Below are 19,648 nucleotides of genomic sequence, written 5' to 3'. Positions count from 1 at the left end.
AAAAGCCCTTATTCAGCAAGAATAAGGGCTTTTTTGCATTTGGTTAAAACTTACTATCCTGCTGGTGCCGGGGCGTTAGCACTCTTGCCCGCCGTAAGGCGCTCCGATTCGGCGGCCTGCTGGCGCAGCTTGAAATCCGGGTAGAATTCCCGCTGGGTTACATCGTAGAGGTTGCCCTTTACCAGCACATGCAGCAGCATGTTCTCGATAGATATGGCCTCTCCCTTTTTGGCAGCAGCGGCATTGTTGTGTTCCAGCTTGTGCCCGTCCATGATGATGACCAGGTTGGAGCCGATGGCCTCCAACTGGTTGCCCTCGGTGATGAGCACGCCCGTATCCTCGCCCAACCCGATGCCGATAAGCTTGGGGTGCAGGGCCACTGCTTCCAGCAGGCGGCCAAAGCGGCCCCGCTTCACGAAGTGGGAGTCAATGACCACGTTGTCGAGAAAGCCCAGGCCAGTGCCCATTTTCACGGCTCCCTTCATCAGCGCATCCGGCACGCTGCCGCCCTTCACCATGGTTTTAGACATGGCTACGGCTCCGGCTGAAGTGCCGGCAATAATAAAGTTGGGCGTTTCGTGGTAGCGCTGGGTGAGCGTAGCCAAAAACTCGGTGTTGCCGAACATATCGGTGAGGCGGGACTGATTTCCCCCCGAAAACATCACAATATCGGCGCGGCGCAGGCGCTCCACGTACTGAGGCTGCAGGGCATCTTCGCGGGTGCGGATATCCATGATGTTCACATTATTGCAGTTAAGCATGGTGAACGAAGACAGATAAATGCGCGCTACTTCCTCCGGAATCATAGAGGCCGTGGTAATCACCTCAATCTGCGGGTCCTCCTTGCCCGATTCCAGAATGACACGCTTCAGAATGCCCAGCTCAAAAAAATTGAGGTAGTACTTCTTTTTGGTGCGGGGGTTGGGGTAGGTGCCCTTGTCCTCGTTGCCTCCAATAGCAATGAGCTTACCGAGCGGTTTTTGATTTTTCAAGGCGAAAATAAACTTAGACACAAGAAACGCGGCGGCCCAGTTGGGGTGCCGGGGCCGACGGCGTACAATCGGGCAGTAGAAGCAAGCTTCGGGCCACGCCTCGTTCTCGTGAACGTAAAAAATGAACGATTAGACGCCGCTCACCGCAAGCACAACAGTAGCTTAGGGAAGCAGCAGAGCCATAAAAGTAGGCTATTGGCTCCTGGTTGCACCAGTCTGTTCGGTAGGGCGGCCCAACAGAGCATCAAAGGTAACGGAGGCAACGGCGTGATAATTTGGGCGGGCCTGCGCGTAAATAGACTGGGCCCGCTCCGGGCCGCCAGCTGTGGCCAGCAGGGCCCGGTAGAGTGGGGTCAGAAATTTGCGCCGGCCTACCCGCGTCAGAAATTGGTGCAGAGCCTCGTCGGCGGGAGTGTAGCTGGCGGCAATGGTGAGCGGAAACCACGCCGCCAGAATTTCGGAGTTGCCGGAATTGGTAAACCCGAAGGCGGCATCCAACTCGGCCAGCCGTGCCTTCGGTAACCTGGCCGGTAGCCCGTGCAGGAAGTGCACCCACTCGTGGCTGCTCCAGCCGAGAGTAGTCAACTCCGCCGCCGGAGTGCCCCCTTGCCAGCTGTGCACGGCCGCGTCTACCGCCGCAAACCGCTCCGACGAAACCGGCGGAGCTATGGCCGGAATACCGGGCCCGTATATCCAGGCATCCAGTTGCAGCTTTTCCTCTAGGCCCGGGTAATGGCTGAGCAACTCCTGGCGCAGATACTGCACAAACGCGGCGGTATCCATGCTCCGGAAGCTGTGCCGCGCGAAATACTCCTTTATAAAAGTGTCGAGGACCGGACGGCCCACTAGGTGCTCCAAAGTTAGAAGCAGATAGTCTCCCTTTTCGTAGGCAATGTCATTGAGGCCCTCGTCCGGGTCGCGGCCGGCCAGATTGAGGTGCAGGTGGGTATCGGGGCTTTCAGGACCCAGCTCCTGTAAGGTGTGGTGCAGGGATGTATGGCCGAGCACCTGCAGCATATCGGCGTAGGGGCGGCCGTAAAGGCGCTCCATGATGCGTCGCTCAAAGTACACCGTGAAGCCCTCATTCAGCCAGAAGTCGTTCCAGGTGGCGTTGGTAACCAAGTTGCCGCTCCAGGAATGAGCCAATTCGTGGGCTACCAGGCTGGTCAGACTTTTATCACCGGCCAGAATAGTGGGGGTTACAAAAGTTAACCGGGGATTTTCCATTCCCCCGAACGGGAAGGAGGGAGGCAGCACCAGCAAGTCGTACCGCTCCCAGCGGTAGGGGCCGTACAGGTCCTCGGCGGCGGCCACCATGTTTTCCAGATCTTCAAACTCAGTAGCCGCCACGGGCAGGGTGGCCGGCTCGGCGTACACGCCGGTGCGGGGGCTAAGCGCCTGAAATTGCACGTCGCCCACAGCCAGTGCCATCAGGTAGGCCGGTATGGGCTGCTGCATCCGGAAGTGGTATTGGCCGGTGGCACTACGCTCCTGCGGGTTCTCGGCACTCATCAGCGCCAGCAAATGCGGGGGCACCTGTACCCGGGCCTCGTAGGTGAAGCGTACCCCGGGCGAGTCCTGGCAGGGTAGCCAGGTGCGGGCCAGAATGGCCTGGGACTGGGTGAAGAGAAAAGGATGCTGGCGGCCGGCCGTTTGCTCGGGGCCGAGCCATTGCAATGCTGCCGCCGCGGGTGCCGTCTGGTAGTGGATGCTGACGGCAGTGGCGGCGGGAGTGAGCGGAATGTGTAGTGCCCGGCCCAAAACTGGATCCTCGGGGCCGAGTGTAAACGCAACACCTTCCGGGGAATCATTCACCGTTACCCGCTCAATGTGCAGGCCCCGGGTGTCGAGTACCAGCTCGGTGGCAGTAGGGGCTGAGTGAGTGAGCTGCCAGGTAGCCATGCCTCGCAGCACGCGGGCGGCAAAATCTACGGTCAGTTCCAGAGCCAGATGATGCACGCTGACCTCCTGGGGGCGGGCGCAACTGTGTGGGTCGGTAGGAAGTGGGGGATGAGGCATTAGGGATTGGAAGGAGGAGGAAAACAGCTGGCCCCCACCCAAGCGTAGAAAGGGGGCTGCCCGGGCACTGCTAGCAATACGGGAAAAGTAGCGCCGGCAGATAAACAAAGGTGAAGGCAAAAGCTCTAACTTGCGCCCTTTGGCCGGAACAGGCAGCGCGACAACTCCGCACTACCGAATTCAGTACAACGCCCTGACTGCCGTAACTCCTCCGGAACCGGCGGTTAGCGTACTGATGTTACATTCCTGCCTTTTCTCTCTCATGCACGCACCCCACCGTCCTACTTTTTTTACCACCTTCTGCTGCTGGCTGCTGGGCCTGCTGCTGTGCACCTCGGCGGTGTCCTGCAGTCAGGATCAGAAGGCGCAGCTGAAAGACGCCCTGCCCGACGGCCTCACTAAAGCCGGCGGTGCCCAGCCCAAGCTCGACAGCGTGTACATTATAAAGTACATGGCCGCCGAGCCCAAGTTCAAAGATCAGACGGAGTGGGCCAAGAAATTTTACCGGGAGCGAGACTTCCGCCTTGGCTGGTTCCGTAACCACGAGCTAGTGCCCCAGGCCCGCACCCTGCTCGGCGTCATCAACAAAGCCGCCGATGAAGGGTTAGATCCGAAAGAATACAAAACCAAGGACTTCGATAAGCTCTTCAGTGACCTGGAGGCTGCCCAAGGTGACTCAACCCGCCGTAATACCCTGGAAAAGGAGATTGACGTGGCTCTATCGGGCACGTACTTCAACTATGCCTCTGATTTTTACCGGGGTACGGTTGATCCGCGCGCGGTGAAGGCCATCGACTGGAACATCAAGCGCAACAAAATCAAGCTGCACAAGGCGCTCATGACCATTCTTAAGGAGCGGGAAAGCACCTATGGCTACTACGATTTTGAACCCCTGCACCCAGAGTATGACCGCCTGCGCAAGGCACTGTCGGGCTACCGGACCATTCAGCGCAATGGGGGATGGGCGACGCTGCCGGCCGGTACCCGCCTGAAACCAGGGGACGCTTCGCCGGCTGTGGCTGCTTTACGGGCCCGCTTGCTAGGCCAGGATGCAGCTGCTCCAACGGCTACGGCCGCCACCGCTACTCCGGCTGTAGCCGTATCCAACAAGCCTGGCCAGCCAGCCACCGCTGCCCCGGCAGCCGTAAAATATGACTCCGAGTTGGTGGCAGCAGTAAAGGAATTTCAAACTGATAATGGCCTGAAGCCCGACGGTATTGTAGCGGGCGAAACCCTGCGGCTACTCAATATTCCGGTTAATCAGCGAATCGACCAGATCATGCTGAACATGGAGCGTTGGCGCTGGATTCCGAAAAAATTTGAGGCCAGCTACCTGTTGGTGAACATTCCGGAGTACACGCTGCACGTAGTGGAAGACAACAAAGAGGTTTTCACGATGCCCGTGATTGTGGGAAAAACGCTGAACGCAACGCCGGTTTTCAGCGACAAAATGGAGTTCGTGGTGTTGGCTCCCTACTGGAATGTGCCCTACAGCATCATCGACAAAGAGCTTCGTCCGAAGCTGGCCGCTAACCCCCAGGCCACCCTTGACCGTCTGGATATGGAAGTTGTGAAGGGGTGGGGTGCCAAGGCCACGCCCATCGATCCGTCCTCGGTTGACTGGGCCAACCTGACTCCCAAGACGTGGAAGTACACCCTGCGCCGCCGGCCCGGTCCCAAAAACGACCTCGGCGACGTGAAGTTTATCTTCCCCAACTCTAACGATATTTACCTGCACGACACCCCTCACGACGAGCTGTTCAGCCAGACCAAGCGCGGCTTCAGCCATGGTTGCGTGCGGGTAGCCGAGCCTATTAAGTTGGCCGAATACCTGCTGCGTGATAAGCCAGGCTGGGACCGGACCGCTATTATGGATACCATTGCGGGGCGCCGGGAGAAGTATGTAACCCTACCCGAGAAGCTACCCGTGTACTTGGTATACTTCACCACCTGGGTAGACGACGCGGGCAAAATACACTTCCGCGACGACATCTACGGACACGACAAAGCGCTGGCCAAAGAGTATTTTAATTAGGTAGCTAGCGGCCAACTTCCGCCCTATTATAGCCGCCCCCGCCCCGGTTCTGCCGGTTGGCGGGGGCGCTTTTTTATGCGCCCGTATCAGGTACGCGCCCCGTCTGGAATATAGCTTTATATACAATACTTGAGTTTGGCTCTCTACCGCAGGCGCGCTGGCAAGCTAGCTGAGGATGATCAACCAGTCAGGATAGTGGGCTAGGCAGAGAGTGCAACGGCCATTGATATAATATCCGCCAAGCCTTATGAACCATCCAGAGCTGCATACCTAAAGGAGTAAGTCCAGGCGGCCGGTTATTTACAAATGTATTAACATGTGTAAACTGTATTTGGTGTTCAATACATATGTAACCTATGTAAACCGTTAGTGTCATTTGTTAACCACGCAAAGGTACGACATGCGGCTTCAGTATTATTCTTACATTTGTAAATCCATTTCTACCCCTCATGCTTGACCGGATACGGTTGCTGTTGTCAGAGCAACAGCTGTCTTCTACCCAATTTGCAGATGTTATTGGCGTATCACGGCCAGTTATAAGCCATATTCTTAGTGGGCGCAACAAGCCTAGCCTGGAGGTGGTGCAGAAAATTCTCTCAGCCTTTCCAAACCTATCGACCACTTGGTTGCTCACCGGTACTGGCGGAATGCGAGAGGCGGAGCCCACTATTAAAGCCGCTGTTCCTGCCAAGCGTGAAGCTGCGCCCTCTCTTCCTAGCCCGCCCGTAGCCGTAGAGGCTCCTGAGCCCGCTAAATTGGCTCGTATGGAGACTCCAGAACCTTCAGCAAGGGTTCCGGAGCAACTACTGGCAGAACTGCCCTTGCAGGCAGAGGTACCGCCGCTTGCAATATCCTCCCCCGCGGCTCCAGTAGCAGCGGAATCCGGTAGCCCTTCCTCCCTAGCCGGTACGGAGGCCAGCCATACAGGCAAGGCTGCGGCCCCGTCTCCTGACGCTATGCTTGCTAAAAGCCTGGCTGAGCCGGGCAAGCGCATTCGCCGTATCGTCATCTTCTACCAAGACGGTACCTTTTCAGACTATCAGCCCGAGTAGGCAACAAAGAGGCTCCATTCCAAGCTGATGCATAGCTGCGGAGTGCAATTTGTCAGGTCTCACATCTGCGAATTTTAGGCAAGGTTGAGCGCCCTATATACTGCTTGTTTATGACTGTTGATTTAAGGTGCTTACAATAGTATTTATACTAATGCAGGCAATGCTAAGATGATTATTAGTATTGCGTTATATGAATTCGTAACTATCTGTAAGTCAAATAATAATTGAGGTTGATATCAAGTGTTGATGAATGATTATGTAGTTGGCCAGTCTGTCGTGTTATATGCATTGGATTATATTTGTTGAAATCAATATATATCCTGCAAGCTAGAGCCTTAAACCCGCTTGCTATGCTAAATATTTTGACGTGCAGGCATCATCAAAAAGATATAATTCATTTGTTGCTCCTTACAGGGTGATTATAGCATTATAGGTAAGAGGTGCAGGGTCGGCAAGCGGCAAGGGTAAGTCAGCAGAAATACACAGCACTGCGAGCTATACGTAACCTATTTACAGATGCAATTCTCATCAAGAAGGCACATGGAATCTTCTGTAGCGGAGAGTAAGAGTGCATGATTGTAAATAGGGGCGGGTTGCCAACTGCTGGTATAGCTATGTGATACAAATGTTATTTTGTAGAAAGGTGGTTAGTGAGGATAAGCCCGCCGTAAATGCTTGCCCCGTTTGGAGGCGGTGCGTACCTTTGGGTCATGAAAAATTTCCGTCTGCTCTTTCTGTTCGCCGCTGGCGCCTCGCTGTTTCTGTCGTCCTGCTCGCAAGCTCCCGACGCGGAGAAAGACCCCAACGCTGATGCCGCCTATAAGCGCAGCCACCGCCCTGAGGGGTACCGGGAAGCGCAGCGCAGCGACGTGAACTACTAGGCTTACTAGCTTCTGGTAGAAGCCATCATACGAAAAAGCCCCGCCGGTGCAAACCGACGGGGCTTTTGTGCGTGCTGCTATTCTCAACCAGCCTCTACACCGTCTCAACCAGCCGGGCCGGGGTGAAGTCAGGCAGAGGGAGCTTGTCTACCAATTCAACTTCGAGCAAAGAGGCCCAAGTCCGCAGGTAGAGCACCACATCATCGCGCTGGTTGTGACGCAGCGCATTGCGGCGCTCAAACGGAATGGCCGCCCGAATAAAAGGGTCGGAAAGTCGCTCCAGGTGGGCCAGGTCCTGGCGGCTGAAGCCTAGGGCCAGCATGGCATCGATAGTCTCATCAATAGGCAAACCGCTGGTGGGGCAATAGTCGCGCAGCTGCTGGTCCCAGTCGCCGTAGCGCTGCATGGCGCGGGCGTGAATTTCGCCCTTGGGCAGGGCCGTAACGGTTTGGGCCAGGTGCCCGCAGTTGCAGCTGCCCATGTGGCCCCATTCGTACGGAGCTTCCGTGGCTAGCCGTTGCGCCGTGGTACGCAGGGCCTGAATGACGGGAAGAGTGGAGTGGGCCATAGAAGAGGGAATAATGGGTGTCACTTACCTCCCATAAAGCCACAAACCCCGGCTTTTGTTTCATTGCCAGCCTATTAAGCTTACCGCCGTTACACCAACGCGGCGCAGCTATATAAGTAGCTGCGCCGCGTTGGAGAAAGAAGAATAAGAGCTAAGGCCTATCGGTTACCCCGAAAGGGCCGCCGGCCGCTTCGGCCAGTAGCGTCAGTGCCGCCCGCCGGGCGCCCTCCGCCTGACTGACCGCCCGCTGAATTACTGCGCTGGCCTTCCCGGCTACCGGAAGCTGCGGAGCGTTCAGACGAGCGGGCTTGCCCGCCTGCCTCGCGGCGGCCACCCTCGCCGCCACCTTGTTGCCCCCGGCCGGGGCGGGCCGGACGGCCTGCCGGGCCCTTGGGCCGCTTAATGGCGGGGCCACCCGATAGAGGGACCGGTGCCACGGCGGAAGAGAAGTAGGGGTGGTCCTCAATGACGGGTATCTGCCGCCGAATCAGCTTCTGGATATCCTGCAGGTAAGCCCGTTCTTCGTCGTCGCAGAAGGACAGGGCCATGCCATCGGCACCGGCGCGGCCGGTGCGGCCGATGCGGTGCACGTAGGTTTCGGGCTCGTTGGGAATTTCGTAGTTTACTACGTGCGTCAGCTCGTCCACGTCAATGCCCCGGGCGGCAATATCGGTAGCCACCAGTACGCGGGTAGCGCCCGCCTTGAAGTTGCTCAGGGCGCGCTGCCGGTGGTTCTGCGACTTATTGCCGTGGATGGCTTCGGCCTTGATGTTGGCTTTCTCCAGGGTCCGGACCACTTTATCGGCCCCGTGCTTGGTGCGCGTGAACACCAGCACCCGCCGGATGGCTTTGTCCTTAAGTACGTGCTCCAGCAGGTCGGGCTTGTCGTTTTTCTCCACCATGTACACGGCCTGGGTCACGGTATCGGCCGTGCTCGACACGGGCGTCACGGTCACTTTCACCGGGTTGGGGCGCAGGATGCTGTTGGCCAGCTCCTGAATCTGGCCGGGCATGGTAGCCGAGAAAAACAGCGTCTGGCGCTGCTTGGGCAGCTTGGGCAGAATCCGCTTGATATCGTGGATAAAGCCCATGTCCAGCATCCGGTCGGCCTCGTCCAGCACAAACACCTCAATGTTGCGCAGGTCGATAAAGCCCTGGTTCATGAGGTCGAGCAGGCGGCCGGGCGTGGCAATGAGCACTTCGACGCCGCGCTTGAGGGCCTGCACCTGCGGGTGCTGGCCTACGCCCCCAAAAATAACGGTGGAGCGTAGCTTAGGCAGGTGGCGGCCATAGGCCCGGAAACTTTCCCCAATCTGAATGGCCAGCTCGCGGGTAGGCGTGAGCACCAGGCAACGAATGCGGCCGGGCGCGTGGCGCTCTACCTGGGCCGTCTGGTGCAGAATCTGAAGAATGGGAACCGTAAAGGCGGCCGTTTTGCCGGTGCCGGTCTGGGCAATGCCCAGCAAATCGTGGCCTTCCAGCACCTGTGGAATGGCCTGCTGCTGGATAGGCGTGGGGGTAACGTAGCCTTCCTCGTGCAAAGCACTCAGGATGGGCTCAATCAGGTTGAGTTCGTCGAACGACATCGAGGGGGAAAAAGCCGGGCCGCTCGGGCCGCGGAGATGATACTGCTATAGAAGAGCCCGCAAAGGTCGGGTTTTTAATTGGAAGCCGCTTTCCGAGGCGAAAAACTGTTCTCTCAGCAAAGCGCCGGGCTTCTGGGCACCGTATACGGCAACTCCCTACCTTTCGCTTCTTCTCCCACTTACTACCGCATTATGCACGTTATCGACCGACGAATAGCCTACGATGGGCATTACAAACTCAGCCAGCTGCAAGTGCAGGATGGCCCCGATGTGCTCCGGCGGGAACGGTTTGAGCCGGGCAAGGCCGTGGCCGCCCTGGTGTATCACACCGGCACCCAGCAGTACGTTCTCACGCGCCAGTACCGTATTGGGCCCGAGGACGAAATTGTGGAGCTGGCCGCTGGCATGATTGACGGGGAGGAGGAGCCCCAGGCCGCCATTCGCCGCGAAATACACGAGGAACTGGGCTACGACGTAGACCGGCTGGAACTCATCACCCGCATGCTGCCCTCGCCCGGCACCAGCGCCGAGGTCATAACCGTGTTCTACGCCGAGGTCAGCCAGCAGTCGGGGCAAGGAGGAGGCCTGGCCGAGGAAAACGAGAAAATCGAGGCCGTGCTATTCCGGGCCGAGGAGCTGTGGCAAGCGGCCTTCGAGGATGCCAAAACCATTATTGCCGTGCAGTGGGCCCGCCTGCGGGAAGCCACACAGTAAGGTTCCCGCATCAGGAGCAGCAACCATAGGGCAGAGCCCGCACTTGTAGCGGGGGAGCAGTGCAAATGAGCCAGGCCCTGCGCCGCACACAAAAAAACGCCTTGGTTCCCACCGGAGCCAAGGCGTTTTTACATTTGGTTGTGCTGGTTTGTTACTCCGCTTTGATGATGTATTCGAAGTTCTGCTTGGTTTTAGCATCATTGATAACCAGGGTGATATCCTGGGGGGCTTCGACTTTAACAAATGGTATAGTGCGCTTGCTCATGTATAAGTCCCGGTTCCAGAAGCGGCCATTGCCGGCCGTCAGACCCGGTACGTTCAGCACCTCCTTACCTTCCTTATCCTTGGCTACCAGACTCAGATAGGCCGGGTCGGCGTTGGGTGCGCCCCGGCGGTACATGGTCACGGTGAGCTGGCCCCCGGCGGGCAGCTGGGTAAAGCGGCGCTGGTAGGTGGTATCGGCCCAATTGTTCATGCGCTTCAGCTCGTTGATTTCCATGAGCAGCATGCTGTAGGGGCGGTAGGCCACGCGGGTTACGCAGGCGTCTACCTCGGCGTCCTCATCTGTGTTTTTGGTGACGTTCAGCACGTAGGGGCTTTCCTCGTCCTTTTTGGGGAAAGTGTATTTTTTACGGGGCTTGCCAGGCATATACTGGGCCGAGGCAGCCAGTGTGCTCAGCACCAGAATGGCGAGGAGGAGAAGTTTCTTCATCTGAGAAGGTGAAAAGGCGAATTAAGATAACGGCAAATTTTGGAGGCTACAAAGATACAGAATGCCCGGCCCGCGGCCGCAGGTTTCGGCCAATGACCACGGGAAAGCGGCAGGAAGTAGTTCAGATCAGACCAATCCCTGATGTCAGATACTGAAGGGCTTGGTTGTCAGGGCGTAGGTACTGGGCAGCTAATCGGCGGGGCGGTGGCGCAGGTGCAGGCCCCAGGCGGCCAGCAGGCTGCCGATGGCCAGCGGTGCCGTGTACCCAAACAGCCCGAGCAGCAGCAGCCCCATGAACAGCCCGAATACCACCCGCAGGTACTGGTTCGTGCGGCGGCCCGTACGGTAGAGTACGGTCCTAAACAGCAGTGTAACGCCCAGCATCATCAAAAACCCGAGCAGGGCCTGGGGGAGGGCGGTAATACCGAAGATGTACAGGGCTTCGGGCAGCAGCAGTAAGCCGTACAGGGCCAGCTGCTGCCCAAATTGCTGGTTTTTGCTGTACGGGAGGTTGCGGGCGAAGCGCAGGTAGGTCAGCTCAAACTCGTGGCTCTGATACACCAGCACCGCGTGGATCAGGGCCACGCTTAGCCCAACCACGCCCAGCAGCCGTGGGTCGGAATGAGCACCGGGAAATACGCCGAAAAGCAGGGCAATACTGCCCAGCGCGGCTACCTTGGTCACGACAAATGCCACGCGCTGCCGCCCTAGCAACTCAAACAGGAACAGGCTGAACAGGGGCTTGGGCCAGGCGCGCAGCCACCGGGAGCTTGTTGCGGAGGTCGGCTCCGGGTACAGGTTGTTGGTCAGGCGGAAATAAACCTGGGCCCCATACGCGGTAAGGGCCAGCAGGTACGCCGGCACGAGCAGCGGCACCAGCCGGTACCCGTACGCCGCGCCTACCAGCATGGCATACGCCCCCATCAGCAGCAGCGGCACCGACATGGCAAGCTGCACGGCGGCCCAGGCCCGTAGCTGCCGGGGCTGAGGCAGGGCGTTGAGGCTGTAGTACAGAAAAGCCGCGTCCGGGGCCTGCAGGCGGGCCCGGGCGTACTGCCAGGTTTTGGCGCTGTACGCCCACATTATCCCCGCAAAAATAGCCACGCCCTGGGGCTCACTGACGCTGGATATGGCCAGCTTCAGGGCGGTTTCAATGATTTGATCGGGCGTGAGGTGGGTTTGGTTGAGGACGTTGGTATAGAAAAAGTTGCTGAAAATCAGAATAAATAGGGAGAGGAGCAGGCCGGTGTGCGCCCGGTAGAAGCCTTTGGCTACCACCTTGATGAGTACGCGGGTGTGGGCACTACTCATACGGTATGGTGCAGCGTAGCCCCGGCCACCACAATTTTCCGCACGTTGGGCAGCAGGTCGTTTTCCAGTTCCTGGTGCGAGGATAGCAGGAACATAGTACCCGCCTGGTGCTGCTCGGCAATCCAGGCAAAGAGCACCGGCAGCGAGTCGGCATCCAGCGTGGTCAGGGGCTCATCGAGCAGAATGCAGCGGGGTCGGCCCAGAAACGCCAGTACCAGGGCCAGCTTCTTGAGCATGCCGCTCGAATACGTGCTGATAGGGTCTGATACATAGGGGGCCATGCCCATGCTTTCCACGTACTGCTCCTCCTGCTGGGCCGGGGCCTGCTTGGCCGACTTGAACAGGCGAATCAGTTCGGTACCCGTCAGAAAATCAGGAAATATCGGCTCTGCCTCCGCAAAATTTACCCGGCTCCGGTAGGCGGTTGGGTGCTTTTTGAGCGTCAGCTGATTATCCAGGGTAATATCTCCCTCGAAAGGCAGGATGCCGGCCACCGTCTTCAGGAAAGTGCTTTTGCCCGCTCCGTTATGGCCACGAATCCAGTAAACGCCCGGGTTGATGGTAAAATCAGGCAGGCGCAGAATGGTGTGGCCGTTGTAGGCTTTGTGGAACTCGTAAAATGCCAGCATGCAGACGGTAGCAGGGTGGGGAAGGTCGGGGCCGGAACAACCGGCGGCATTTGCTTGCCGGTAACGCCGCGGTATGGCAATTGTTGTGGCCCTCCAGTGCCCCCCAGGGCGTATCTATAAGCCAACTCTGAGCATACCCGCTACGCCTTCTGCCCGCTGGGGCAGTACCTCAACCAGCCAAACGTGATGAAACCGTAACTCGGCGTTAATACCGACATCATCTGCCCCACCGACTTTTGCAGTGGATCAACCGGGTAGAAAGCATGCGGACTCCCATTGCCCTCTCGTTGCTGCGCCGGCTGGGGCGCGCGGCAGCCTATTTCGTGTTTCAGCTGGCCCTAGTGCTGGCCTACGCCCTCCGCTCCGTGGGCGCTGTGCGGCTGCCCTGGCACTTCAGCCACGCCGCCGATGAGGAGGGCCCGGTAATGGCCCTGGGCCCCAGGCGGCGCACCCGGCCCCGCACCAGCCTCACGGCCCGCCCGGCTTTATGAACGACTTCCCCACAGCCAGCAAGCCCCCGCGCAAGCCGGCCCGGCGGCGCCTGGAGGTGTGCGTGATTTCCGATGTGCACCTGGGAACCTACGGCTGCCACGCCCCCGAGCTGCTGCGCTACCTGAAAAGCGTGCGGCCCCGCGTCCTGGTGCTCAACGGCGACATTGTGGACATCTGGCAGTTCAGCAAGAACTACTGGCCCCCGGCCCACATGCGGGTGGTGCGCTACCTGGCCGGGCTGGCGGCCAAAGGCACCCGCATCCACTACCTCACCGGCAACCACGATGAGCTGCTGCGCAAGTTTGCCGGCACCCGGCTGGGGGCGCTGCGCATCGACAACAAGCTGGTGCTGGACCTGCCCCACGGCAAAACCTGGCTGTTTCACGGCGACGTGTTCGACGTGACCATGCGCCACTCGCGCTGGCTGGCCCGCCTGGGCGGCCACGGCTACGACCTGCTGATTCTCCTGAACCGCCTGGTGAACTGGGGCCTGGTACGGCTGGGGCGGCCTCGGGTGGCCTTGTCGAAGGCGGTGAAGGACCGGGTGAAAAGCGCCGTGAGCCTGGTGAGTGACTTTGAGCAGACCGCCGCCGCCATTGCCGCCGACAAAGGTTACCGCTACGTCGCCTGCGGCCACATTCACTGCCCCGAAATCAAGCCCCTGACTACTGCCCAGGGTGAAGTCGGCTACCTGAACTCCGGCGACTGGGTGGAAAACCTCACGGCCCTGGAATACACCGCCGAAGCCGGCTGGCAGCTCTACCACTACCACCTCGACCCCCGCATGCAGCACCCCGCCCCCGCGCACCCCACCGAGCCCGACGAAGCGGAAGCCGCTGCTGATGCGCCCCCGGCCGAACTGCTGGCCGGGTTGCTGCGCGAAATGGGGGTGGAGTAGTCATTCTCCGTTGTTATTCTCGCTTCATGCGCATTTTGTACGCTATTCAGGGCACCGGCAACGGCCACCTGAGCCGGGCTTTGGAGGTGGTGCCGCTCCTGCAGCAGCGGGGACAGGTGGATGTGCTGGTCAGTGGGCCGCCCGCCGATATTCCGCTGCCGTTTCCGGTGCGCTACCGCTGCCACGGACTGGGGTTCATTTTCGGCAAGAAGGGGGGCATCAACTTTGTCAAAACCTTCGTGCAGCTGAACTCCAAGGCCTTTCTGCGGGAAGTACGGCAGCTGCCCGTGGAGAAGTACGATTTGGTGATAAGCGACTTTGAGCCGGTTTCGGCCTGGGCCTGCCAGCAGCGGGGCGTGCCCTGCGTGGCCCTGAGCCACCAGGCGGCCGTGCTCAGCGAATACGCGCCCCAGCCGGCTTCCTTCGACCCGGTGGGCCGGGCGGTGCTGCGCCACTACGCGCCGGCCACGCGCCACTATGGCTTCCACTTCCAGCGCTACGAGCCCCACATCAGCACGCCCGTAATCCGGCGGCAGGTGCGGGAGCTGGCGCCCCGCAACGACGGCCACTACACGGTATATCTGCCCGCTTTCGACGAAGAAAACCTGGTGCGCCGCCTGCGCTACCTCAGCCGGACGGTGCAGTGGCAGGTGTTCAGCAAGCACAGCCCACAGCCCGCCCAGCACGGCAACGTGCAGGTGTGGCCCGTGAGCGGGGCGGCCTTTACCGATAGCCTAGCCCGGAGCGCCGGCGTACTCTGCGGAGCTGGTTTTGAAACGCCCGCCGAGGCGCTGTACCTGGGCAAGAAGTTGCTGGTGCTGCCCATGAAGCAACAGTACGAGCAGGCCTGCAACGCCGCCGCCCTGGCCCAAATGGGTATTCCGGTAGTCAAAAATCTCAAGGATAAGTCCCTGGCCGTGCTGGACCACTGGCTGCAATACGGCCGCCCCGTGCCCGTCGACTACCCCGACGAAACCGCCGCCGTGCTGGATAAGCTGCTGCTGGAAGCGGGGAGGGGCTTTACAGGTGAAGTTGTGAAGGGTGAAATTGTGAAGTTGAGCGTGTGAAGCGCGGCCAATTGAAAACGCCATTTTCTGGCATCAAAAGAACGAAGCTGCTCTGGAATTGGTAGGAACTTCATGCAGAGCCGGAGGCGAAGCATCTCGCGTGCTGACGTTGTCATACTACCCATCATGCTCAGCATGAAGTTCTGGTAGTGCCAACTTTCACACTTTGCCTTTCGCAACTTCAGCCTTCACAATTTCACTCTTCCCCATGCTGCCTCCCGCGTTTTATCCGGCTTCCGGCCCCGCTGCTTTTTCCCGAGCTGACTTTGGGCCGGACTTCCGCTGGGGCGTGTCGGCGGCGGCTTACCAGACGGAGGGAGCCTGGAACCGGGATGGAAAAGGCCCCAGCATCTGGGATGATTTCGTGCGCCGCCGGGGCCGCATTAAGCGGGGCGAAACCGCCGACGTAGCCACCGACTTCTACCACCGCTGGCCCGCGGATATTCAATCGTTAAAACAAATGGGTATAGCTGATTTTCGCTTTTCTGTAGCCTGGACGCGAATTTTGCCGACTGGGAAGGGTAGTATTAACCAAAAGGGAATAGGGTTTTATGACCGCCTGATTGATGGCTTGCTGGAGCAGGGCATCACGCCCTGGCTTACCGCCTACCACTGGGATTTGCCTTCGGCTTTGCAGCAGCTGGGGGGCTGGACCAACCGCAGCGTAGTGGACTGGTTTACGGAGTACGTGGAGCTGTTGGCCGCCCGCTTCGGCGACCGGGTGCAGCACTGGATGGTGCTGAACGAGCCCATGGTATTTACCGGGGCCGGCCACCTGCTGGGCGTACACGCACCGGGGCGGCGCAATCTGGGCGCGTTCCTGGCCGCTACCCACCACGCCGCCCTGGCCCAGGCCGAGGGCGGCCGGGCCTTACGGGCCGCGCTGCCAGCTTCGGCCCAGATCGGTACTACATTTTCCTGCTCCTACGTAACGCCTGCCCGCCCTGGCCTGGCCCGGGATGAGCGCGCCACCCGCCGCGCCGACGCTCTGCTCAACCGCCTCTTTGTGGAGCCCGCCCTGGGCCTGGGCTACCCCGTGGCCGATTTGCCTGTGCTGAGCTGGCTAGACCGGTACCACCAGCCCGGCGACGAAGCCCGCTTACCCTTCGCCTTCGACTTCCTCGGCGTGCAGAATTACACCCGCGAGGTGGTGCGGCACGCGCCCTACGTGCCGCTGCTCTGGGCCCGGCTGGTGGGCGCTGCGGCCCGGGGCGTGCCGTTTACCGACATGGGCTGGGAAGTGTATCCCGAAAGCCTCTACCACATGCTCCGGCAGTTTGCGGCCTACCCCAACGCGCCCCGCCTGCTGGTTACCGAAAACGGCGCCGCCTTTCCCGACCACCCCAACCTGATGGGGCGGGTGCCCGACGCGGCCCGGCAGGCGTATCTGCAAGCCTGTATTGGGCAGGTGCTGCGGGCCCGGCAGGAGGGCGTGCCAGTGGAGGGCTATTTTGCCTGGTCGTTCACCGATAACTTTGAGTGGGCCGAGGGGTACGGGCCGCGCTTTGGGCTGGTGCACGTGGATTATGAAACCCAGCGGCGCACCATCAAGGATTCGGGCCGCTGGTATGGGCGGTTTTTGGCGGGGGAGCAAGTGGGAGCAGGCTTGCAACCCGGGCTTCACGATTCGGTAACTGCCTGGTAAAAATGGCCTAACAGTGCCCCGGTAGCTTTGGCGAATTCCTTCACCAACCCTTTCCTGGAATGCACCAACCTTTACCCAAATGGGCGAGCCTGTCGTTTCTGGGCCTGCTGCTCAATGGCCAAGCCCTGGCCCAAACGCTTCGGCAGGGTTTCGAAAGCACCGCCGCCGACACCTGGAGCTTCACGGCTACCCCGGCCACCTACAACTTCCCCAGCCTCTCGGACATTTGGGCGCCGGTAGCCAGCGTGGGCACTACCGGCAGCAGCGGGGTGCAGGCCGTGCCGGCGGCCGGGGCCCTGCTCTGGGCTATGCAGGATTTGCAGAACCCCGTCACCAACGACCAGCCCACGTGGCACTACCTGGATTTTGCGCCGGTGGCCATTCAAAGTGGTAGCGCGGCGGCCAACCAGGTGTCGTTTCGGTTTTTCAGTAATGGCTTTGATAGTGGCAGCAGTGCTGATTCCCTAGCCTACGCAGTGGTGTTTGACAATGGCACCACCTGGCCCGCCACCAAAACCTACATCCAACTCAGCAAAGACACCCGCGCCTACCAAACGGTAACCGTAGCCGTGCCCGCCACGGCTACCCACGTGCGCCTGCGCCTGGCGGCCAAGCAGAACGGCAACGACGACTGGGCGGCCTGGGACGAGGTGGAGCTGGGCCGTTCTGCCACTACGCCGGTAGTAGTACCCGAGCTGCGCCTGGCCTCGGCCTCGGTGGTAGTCAATGAAAATGCGGGCACCGTGAGTATTCCGGTGAGCATTACCAACCCCTCGGCTACCGTGGCTACCACCGTGGAAGTGGCCCTGGTGCCCGGCCTGGGAACTGCCACCGCCGGCCAGGATTTCACCTATGCCGCTACCCAAACGCTGACCTTCCCGGCTATTGCCAACAACGCGCAGACGCTCACCGTCCCGATTACGGATGACGCCTTGGCTGAAGGAGCGGAGTATTTTACCCTGAAGCTCCAGAACCCCACCAATGCCACTCTGGCCGCCGGCGCCACGGAGGTGCTGGTGTACATCAAGGACAATGAAAGCGCCGCCCCGGTGCAGGAGCGCAACCTCACGCTCAACCGCCTGGGCTCCTACCAGAACGGCGCGGCGGGCACCAACTCAGCCGAAATTGTGGCCCACGACCCCAGCACCCAGCGCCTGTACGTGGCCAACTCCGTGGGCGGCAAGCTGGATATTCTGAGTCTACCCGCTTCGGGCGTACCCGTGGCCGTGGCGTCCATTGACATCAAGCCCTACGGCGGCATCAACTCGGTGGCGGTGCGCGAGGGGGTAGTGGCCTGCGCCATCGAAAATACCGACCCCCAGCAGAACGGCTCGGTGGTATTCTTCGACCAGAACGGCACGTTTCTGAAGCAGGTAACGGTGGGGGCCATGCCCGACATGATTACCTTCTCGCCGAACGGGAAGCTTATCCTCACCGCCAACGAGGGCGAGCCGAAGTCGGACTACTCCCTGGACCCCGAGGGCTCGGTGTCGATAATTGATTTCAGCGGGAAAGTGGCCGGCGTCACGCAGGCCAGCGTAACTACCGCGGGCTTTGCGGGCTACAACGGGCAGGCTGCCGCGCTGCGCCAGCAGGGCATCCGGCTGTACGGAGGTACCCCGGCCGCGCCCAGCACCGTGGCCCAGGATCTGGAGCCGGAGTACGTGGCCGTGTCGGCTAACTCGCAGCTGGCCTACATCACGCTCCAGGAAAACAATGCCATTGCCACGCTGGACCTCGCTACTAAGCAGTTTACCGCCCTGCGGCCGGTGGGCTACCAGGACCACGCCCAAGCTGGTTTCGCGCTGGATGCCTCCGACCAGACCCCGGACGTGCTGCTGGCCAACTGGCCCATCAAAGGCATGCGCCAGCCCGATGCCATTGCCGCCTTTGAAGTGGGCGGGCAGCGTTACCTGCTCACGGCCAACGAGGGCGACGCCCGCGAGTACTCGGCCCTGACCGAAGCCGTGCGCCTCGGCGACGCGGCCTACCCGCTGGATGCCACCCGCTTCCCCAATGCTGCGCTGCTCAAGAACACCCAGGTTCTGGGCCGCCTCAACGTCACCAACAAGCTGGGCGACACCGACGGGGATGGGGATTTCGACGAAATCTACGCCTTTGGGGGCCGCTCCTTCAGCATCTTCAACGCTACTTCCGGGGCCCTGGTGCACGACAGCGGCGACCTGCTGGAGCGCCTCACCAGCACCGACGCTGCCTACGGAGCCATTTTCAACGCCAGCAACACCACCGGCAACCCCAGCCGCAAGAACCGCTCCGACGACAAAGGCCCCGAGCCCGAGGGTGTAGCCACCGGCATGGTGCGCGACACGGTGTACGCCTTTGTATCCCTGGAGCGCATTGGGGGCGTGGCCGTGTTCAACGTGAACAATCCCGCCCAGCCCAAACTGGTGCAGTACGTGAACAACCGCAGCCTCACCAGCGGCACCGGCGACCAGGGTCCCGAGGGCATCGTGTTTATCTCGGGTTCCAACAGCCCCACCGGCCAGCCGCTGTTGTTGCTCGCCAACGAGGTCAGCAGCACAGTTTCGGTGTACGGAATCCAGACGCGCGGGCCCGTTACAGCTACGGCCTCGGCCCACCCCGTTGCTCCGTTGCAGCTCTACCCCAACCCTACGCAGGGGCGGGTGCAGCTGAGCCGCCCCGTGTCGGGTACGTTGCATGATGCCCTGGGCCGCCCCGTACGCATTCTGCGCAAAGCCACCCAGCTGGAAACCACCGGCCTCGCCCCGGGCGTGTATGTGCTACGCGCCGAGGATGGGGCCAGCTCCCGGCTGGTGGTACAGTAACGGCTGCCGCTTCCTCTGGTACCCACAACGCCCCGGCCGGTTATGGTCGGGGCGTTTGGGTTTTGGTTGAGGAGCGAGCTATAGCGGTTTTCTGAACGGTGTAGAGACGCGACACTTCGCGTCTCGTTGGTGAACGATAAGCATCAGAGCGGCGCGGACGGTGAGGCGCGAAGTGTCGCGTCTCTACACTGCATACCATAATAGGGAGCTGGGTTACGCAATTGTTAGCACAAGCAGCTG

15 protein-coding genes and 1 pseudogene are annotated in these 19,648 nt (G+C 60.2%); 9 read left to right on the top strand and 7 right to left on the bottom strand.

Annotated features, from left to right (window positions below):
- Positions 1-53: 53 nt before the first annotated feature.
- Both ROI90_RS00675 and ROI90_RS00670 read right to left on the bottom strand, forming a co-directional pair.
- Positions 54-992 carry a cyanophycinase gene (locus ROI90_RS00675; RefSeq protein ID WP_315996413.1) on the bottom strand — a complete coding sequence of 313 codons (939 nt, stop codon included), beginning with the start codon at positions 990-992 and terminating at the stop codon, positions 54-56.
- Between the two features lie 192 nt (positions 993-1,184).
- On the bottom strand, positions 1,185-3,011 hold the full coding sequence (locus ROI90_RS00670) for a M1 family metallopeptidase (protein WP_315996412.1): 1,827 nt from the start codon (positions 3,009-3,011) through the stop codon (positions 1,185-1,187).
- A gap of 262 nt (positions 3,012-3,273) precedes the next feature.
- On the opposite strand from ROI90_RS00670, the gene ROI90_RS00665 reads away from it, so the two are divergent.
- The 3 genes and pseudogenes from ROI90_RS00665 to ROI90_RS00660 all read left to right on the top strand — a co-directional run bounded on the left by ROI90_RS00665 (position 3,274) and on the right by ROI90_RS00660 (position 6,979).
- A complete protein-coding gene (locus tag ROI90_RS00665) occupies positions 3,274-5,046 on the top strand; it encodes a L,D-transpeptidase family protein (protein ID WP_315996411.1) in 1,773 nt (590 codons plus the stop codon).
- Positions 5,047-5,495: 449 nt separating this feature from the next.
- Positions 5,496-5,663 (top strand): annotated as a pseudogene (locus ROI90_RS21165) (helix-turn-helix transcriptional regulator); the annotation flags it as partial.
- A gap of 1,145 nt (positions 5,664-6,808) precedes the next feature.
- The gene (locus ROI90_RS00660) at positions 6,809-6,979 is read left to right on the top strand and encodes a hypothetical protein (RefSeq protein ID WP_315996410.1); all 171 of its coding nucleotides are present in this window, start codon (positions 6,809-6,811) and stop codon (positions 6,977-6,979) included.
- A 94-nt stretch (positions 6,980-7,073) separates the two neighbouring features.
- Here the strand turns inward: ROI90_RS00660 and ROI90_RS00655 are convergent, their stop codons facing one another.
- Positions 7,074-7,547, bottom strand: coding sequence for a hypothetical protein (locus tag ROI90_RS00655; protein ID WP_315996409.1), 474 nt, complete (start codon positions 7,545-7,547; stop codon positions 7,074-7,076).
- Positions 7,548-7,705: 158 nt separating this feature from the next.
- Positions 7,706-9,133: a DEAD/DEAH box helicase gene (locus ROI90_RS00650; protein WP_315996408.1), complete on the bottom strand. Its 1,428-nt coding sequence runs from the start codon at positions 9,131-9,133 to the stop codon at positions 7,706-7,708.
- Between the two features lie 192 nt (positions 9,134-9,325).
- Between ROI90_RS00650 and ROI90_RS00645 the strand changes: the two genes are divergently transcribed.
- Entirely contained in the window at positions 9,326-9,847 is a 522-nt protein-coding gene (locus tag ROI90_RS00645) for an NUDIX hydrolase (RefSeq protein WP_315996407.1), read from the top strand.
- 151 nt (positions 9,848-9,998) lie between these two features.
- Here the strand turns inward: ROI90_RS00645 and ROI90_RS00640 are convergent, their stop codons facing one another.
- The 3 genes from ROI90_RS00640 to ROI90_RS00630 form a co-directional block, all read right to left on the bottom strand.
- On the bottom strand, positions 9,999-10,559 hold the full coding sequence (locus ROI90_RS00640; protein WP_315996406.1) for a hypothetical protein: 561 nt from the start codon (positions 10,557-10,559) through the stop codon (positions 9,999-10,001).
- Positions 10,560-10,748: 189 nt separating this feature from the next.
- Complete coding sequence (locus tag ROI90_RS00635) at positions 10,749-11,870, bottom strand: hypothetical protein (protein ID WP_315996405.1); 1,122 nt, start codon at positions 11,868-11,870, stop codon at positions 10,749-10,751.
- Entirely contained in the window at positions 11,867-12,499 is a 633-nt protein-coding gene (locus ROI90_RS00630) for an ABC transporter ATP-binding protein (RefSeq protein ID WP_315996404.1), read from the bottom strand. Before ROI90_RS00630 ends, ROI90_RS00635 begins: the two co-directional genes overlap by 4 nt.
- Before the next feature lie 263 nt (positions 12,500-12,762).
- On the opposite strand from ROI90_RS00630, the gene ROI90_RS00625 reads away from it, so the two are divergent.
- From ROI90_RS00625 to ROI90_RS00605, 5 genes are all read left to right on the top strand, one after another.
- On the top strand, positions 12,763-12,990 hold the full coding sequence (locus ROI90_RS00625) for a hypothetical protein (protein WP_315996403.1): 228 nt from the start codon (positions 12,763-12,765) through the stop codon (positions 12,988-12,990).
- Positions 12,987-13,889 (top strand): UDP-2,3-diacylglucosamine diphosphatase, encoded by a 903-nt coding sequence (locus ROI90_RS00620; RefSeq protein ID WP_315996402.1) that lies wholly within the window; start codon positions 12,987-12,989, stop codon positions 13,887-13,889. The genes ROI90_RS00625 and ROI90_RS00620 overlap by 4 nt, the downstream gene beginning before the upstream one ends.
- A 26-nt stretch (positions 13,890-13,915) precedes the next feature.
- Positions 13,916-14,956, top strand: coding sequence for a glycosyltransferase family protein (locus ROI90_RS00615; RefSeq protein WP_315996401.1), 1,041 nt, complete (start codon positions 13,916-13,918; stop codon positions 14,954-14,956).
- Between the two features lie 208 nt (positions 14,957-15,164).
- The gene (locus ROI90_RS00610) at positions 15,165-16,601 is read left to right on the top strand and encodes a GH1 family beta-glucosidase (RefSeq protein ID WP_315996400.1); all 1,437 of its coding nucleotides are present in this window, start codon (positions 15,165-15,167) and stop codon (positions 16,599-16,601) included.
- 59 nt (positions 16,602-16,660) lie between these two features.
- Complete coding sequence (locus ROI90_RS00605) at positions 16,661-19,408, top strand: choice-of-anchor I family protein (protein ID WP_315996399.1); 2,748 nt, start codon at positions 16,661-16,663, stop codon at positions 19,406-19,408.
- The last annotated feature ends 240 nt before the right edge of the window (positions 19,409-19,648 follow it).

This window comes from Hymenobacter endophyticus, from assembly GCF_032464715.1.
Lineage (GTDB): Bacteria > Bacteroidota > Bacteroidia > Cytophagales > Hymenobacteraceae > Hymenobacter > Hymenobacter endophyticus.
The sequence above is the reverse complement of the archived record's forward strand: the minus strand, read 5'-3'. Positions and strand labels throughout refer to the sequence as shown.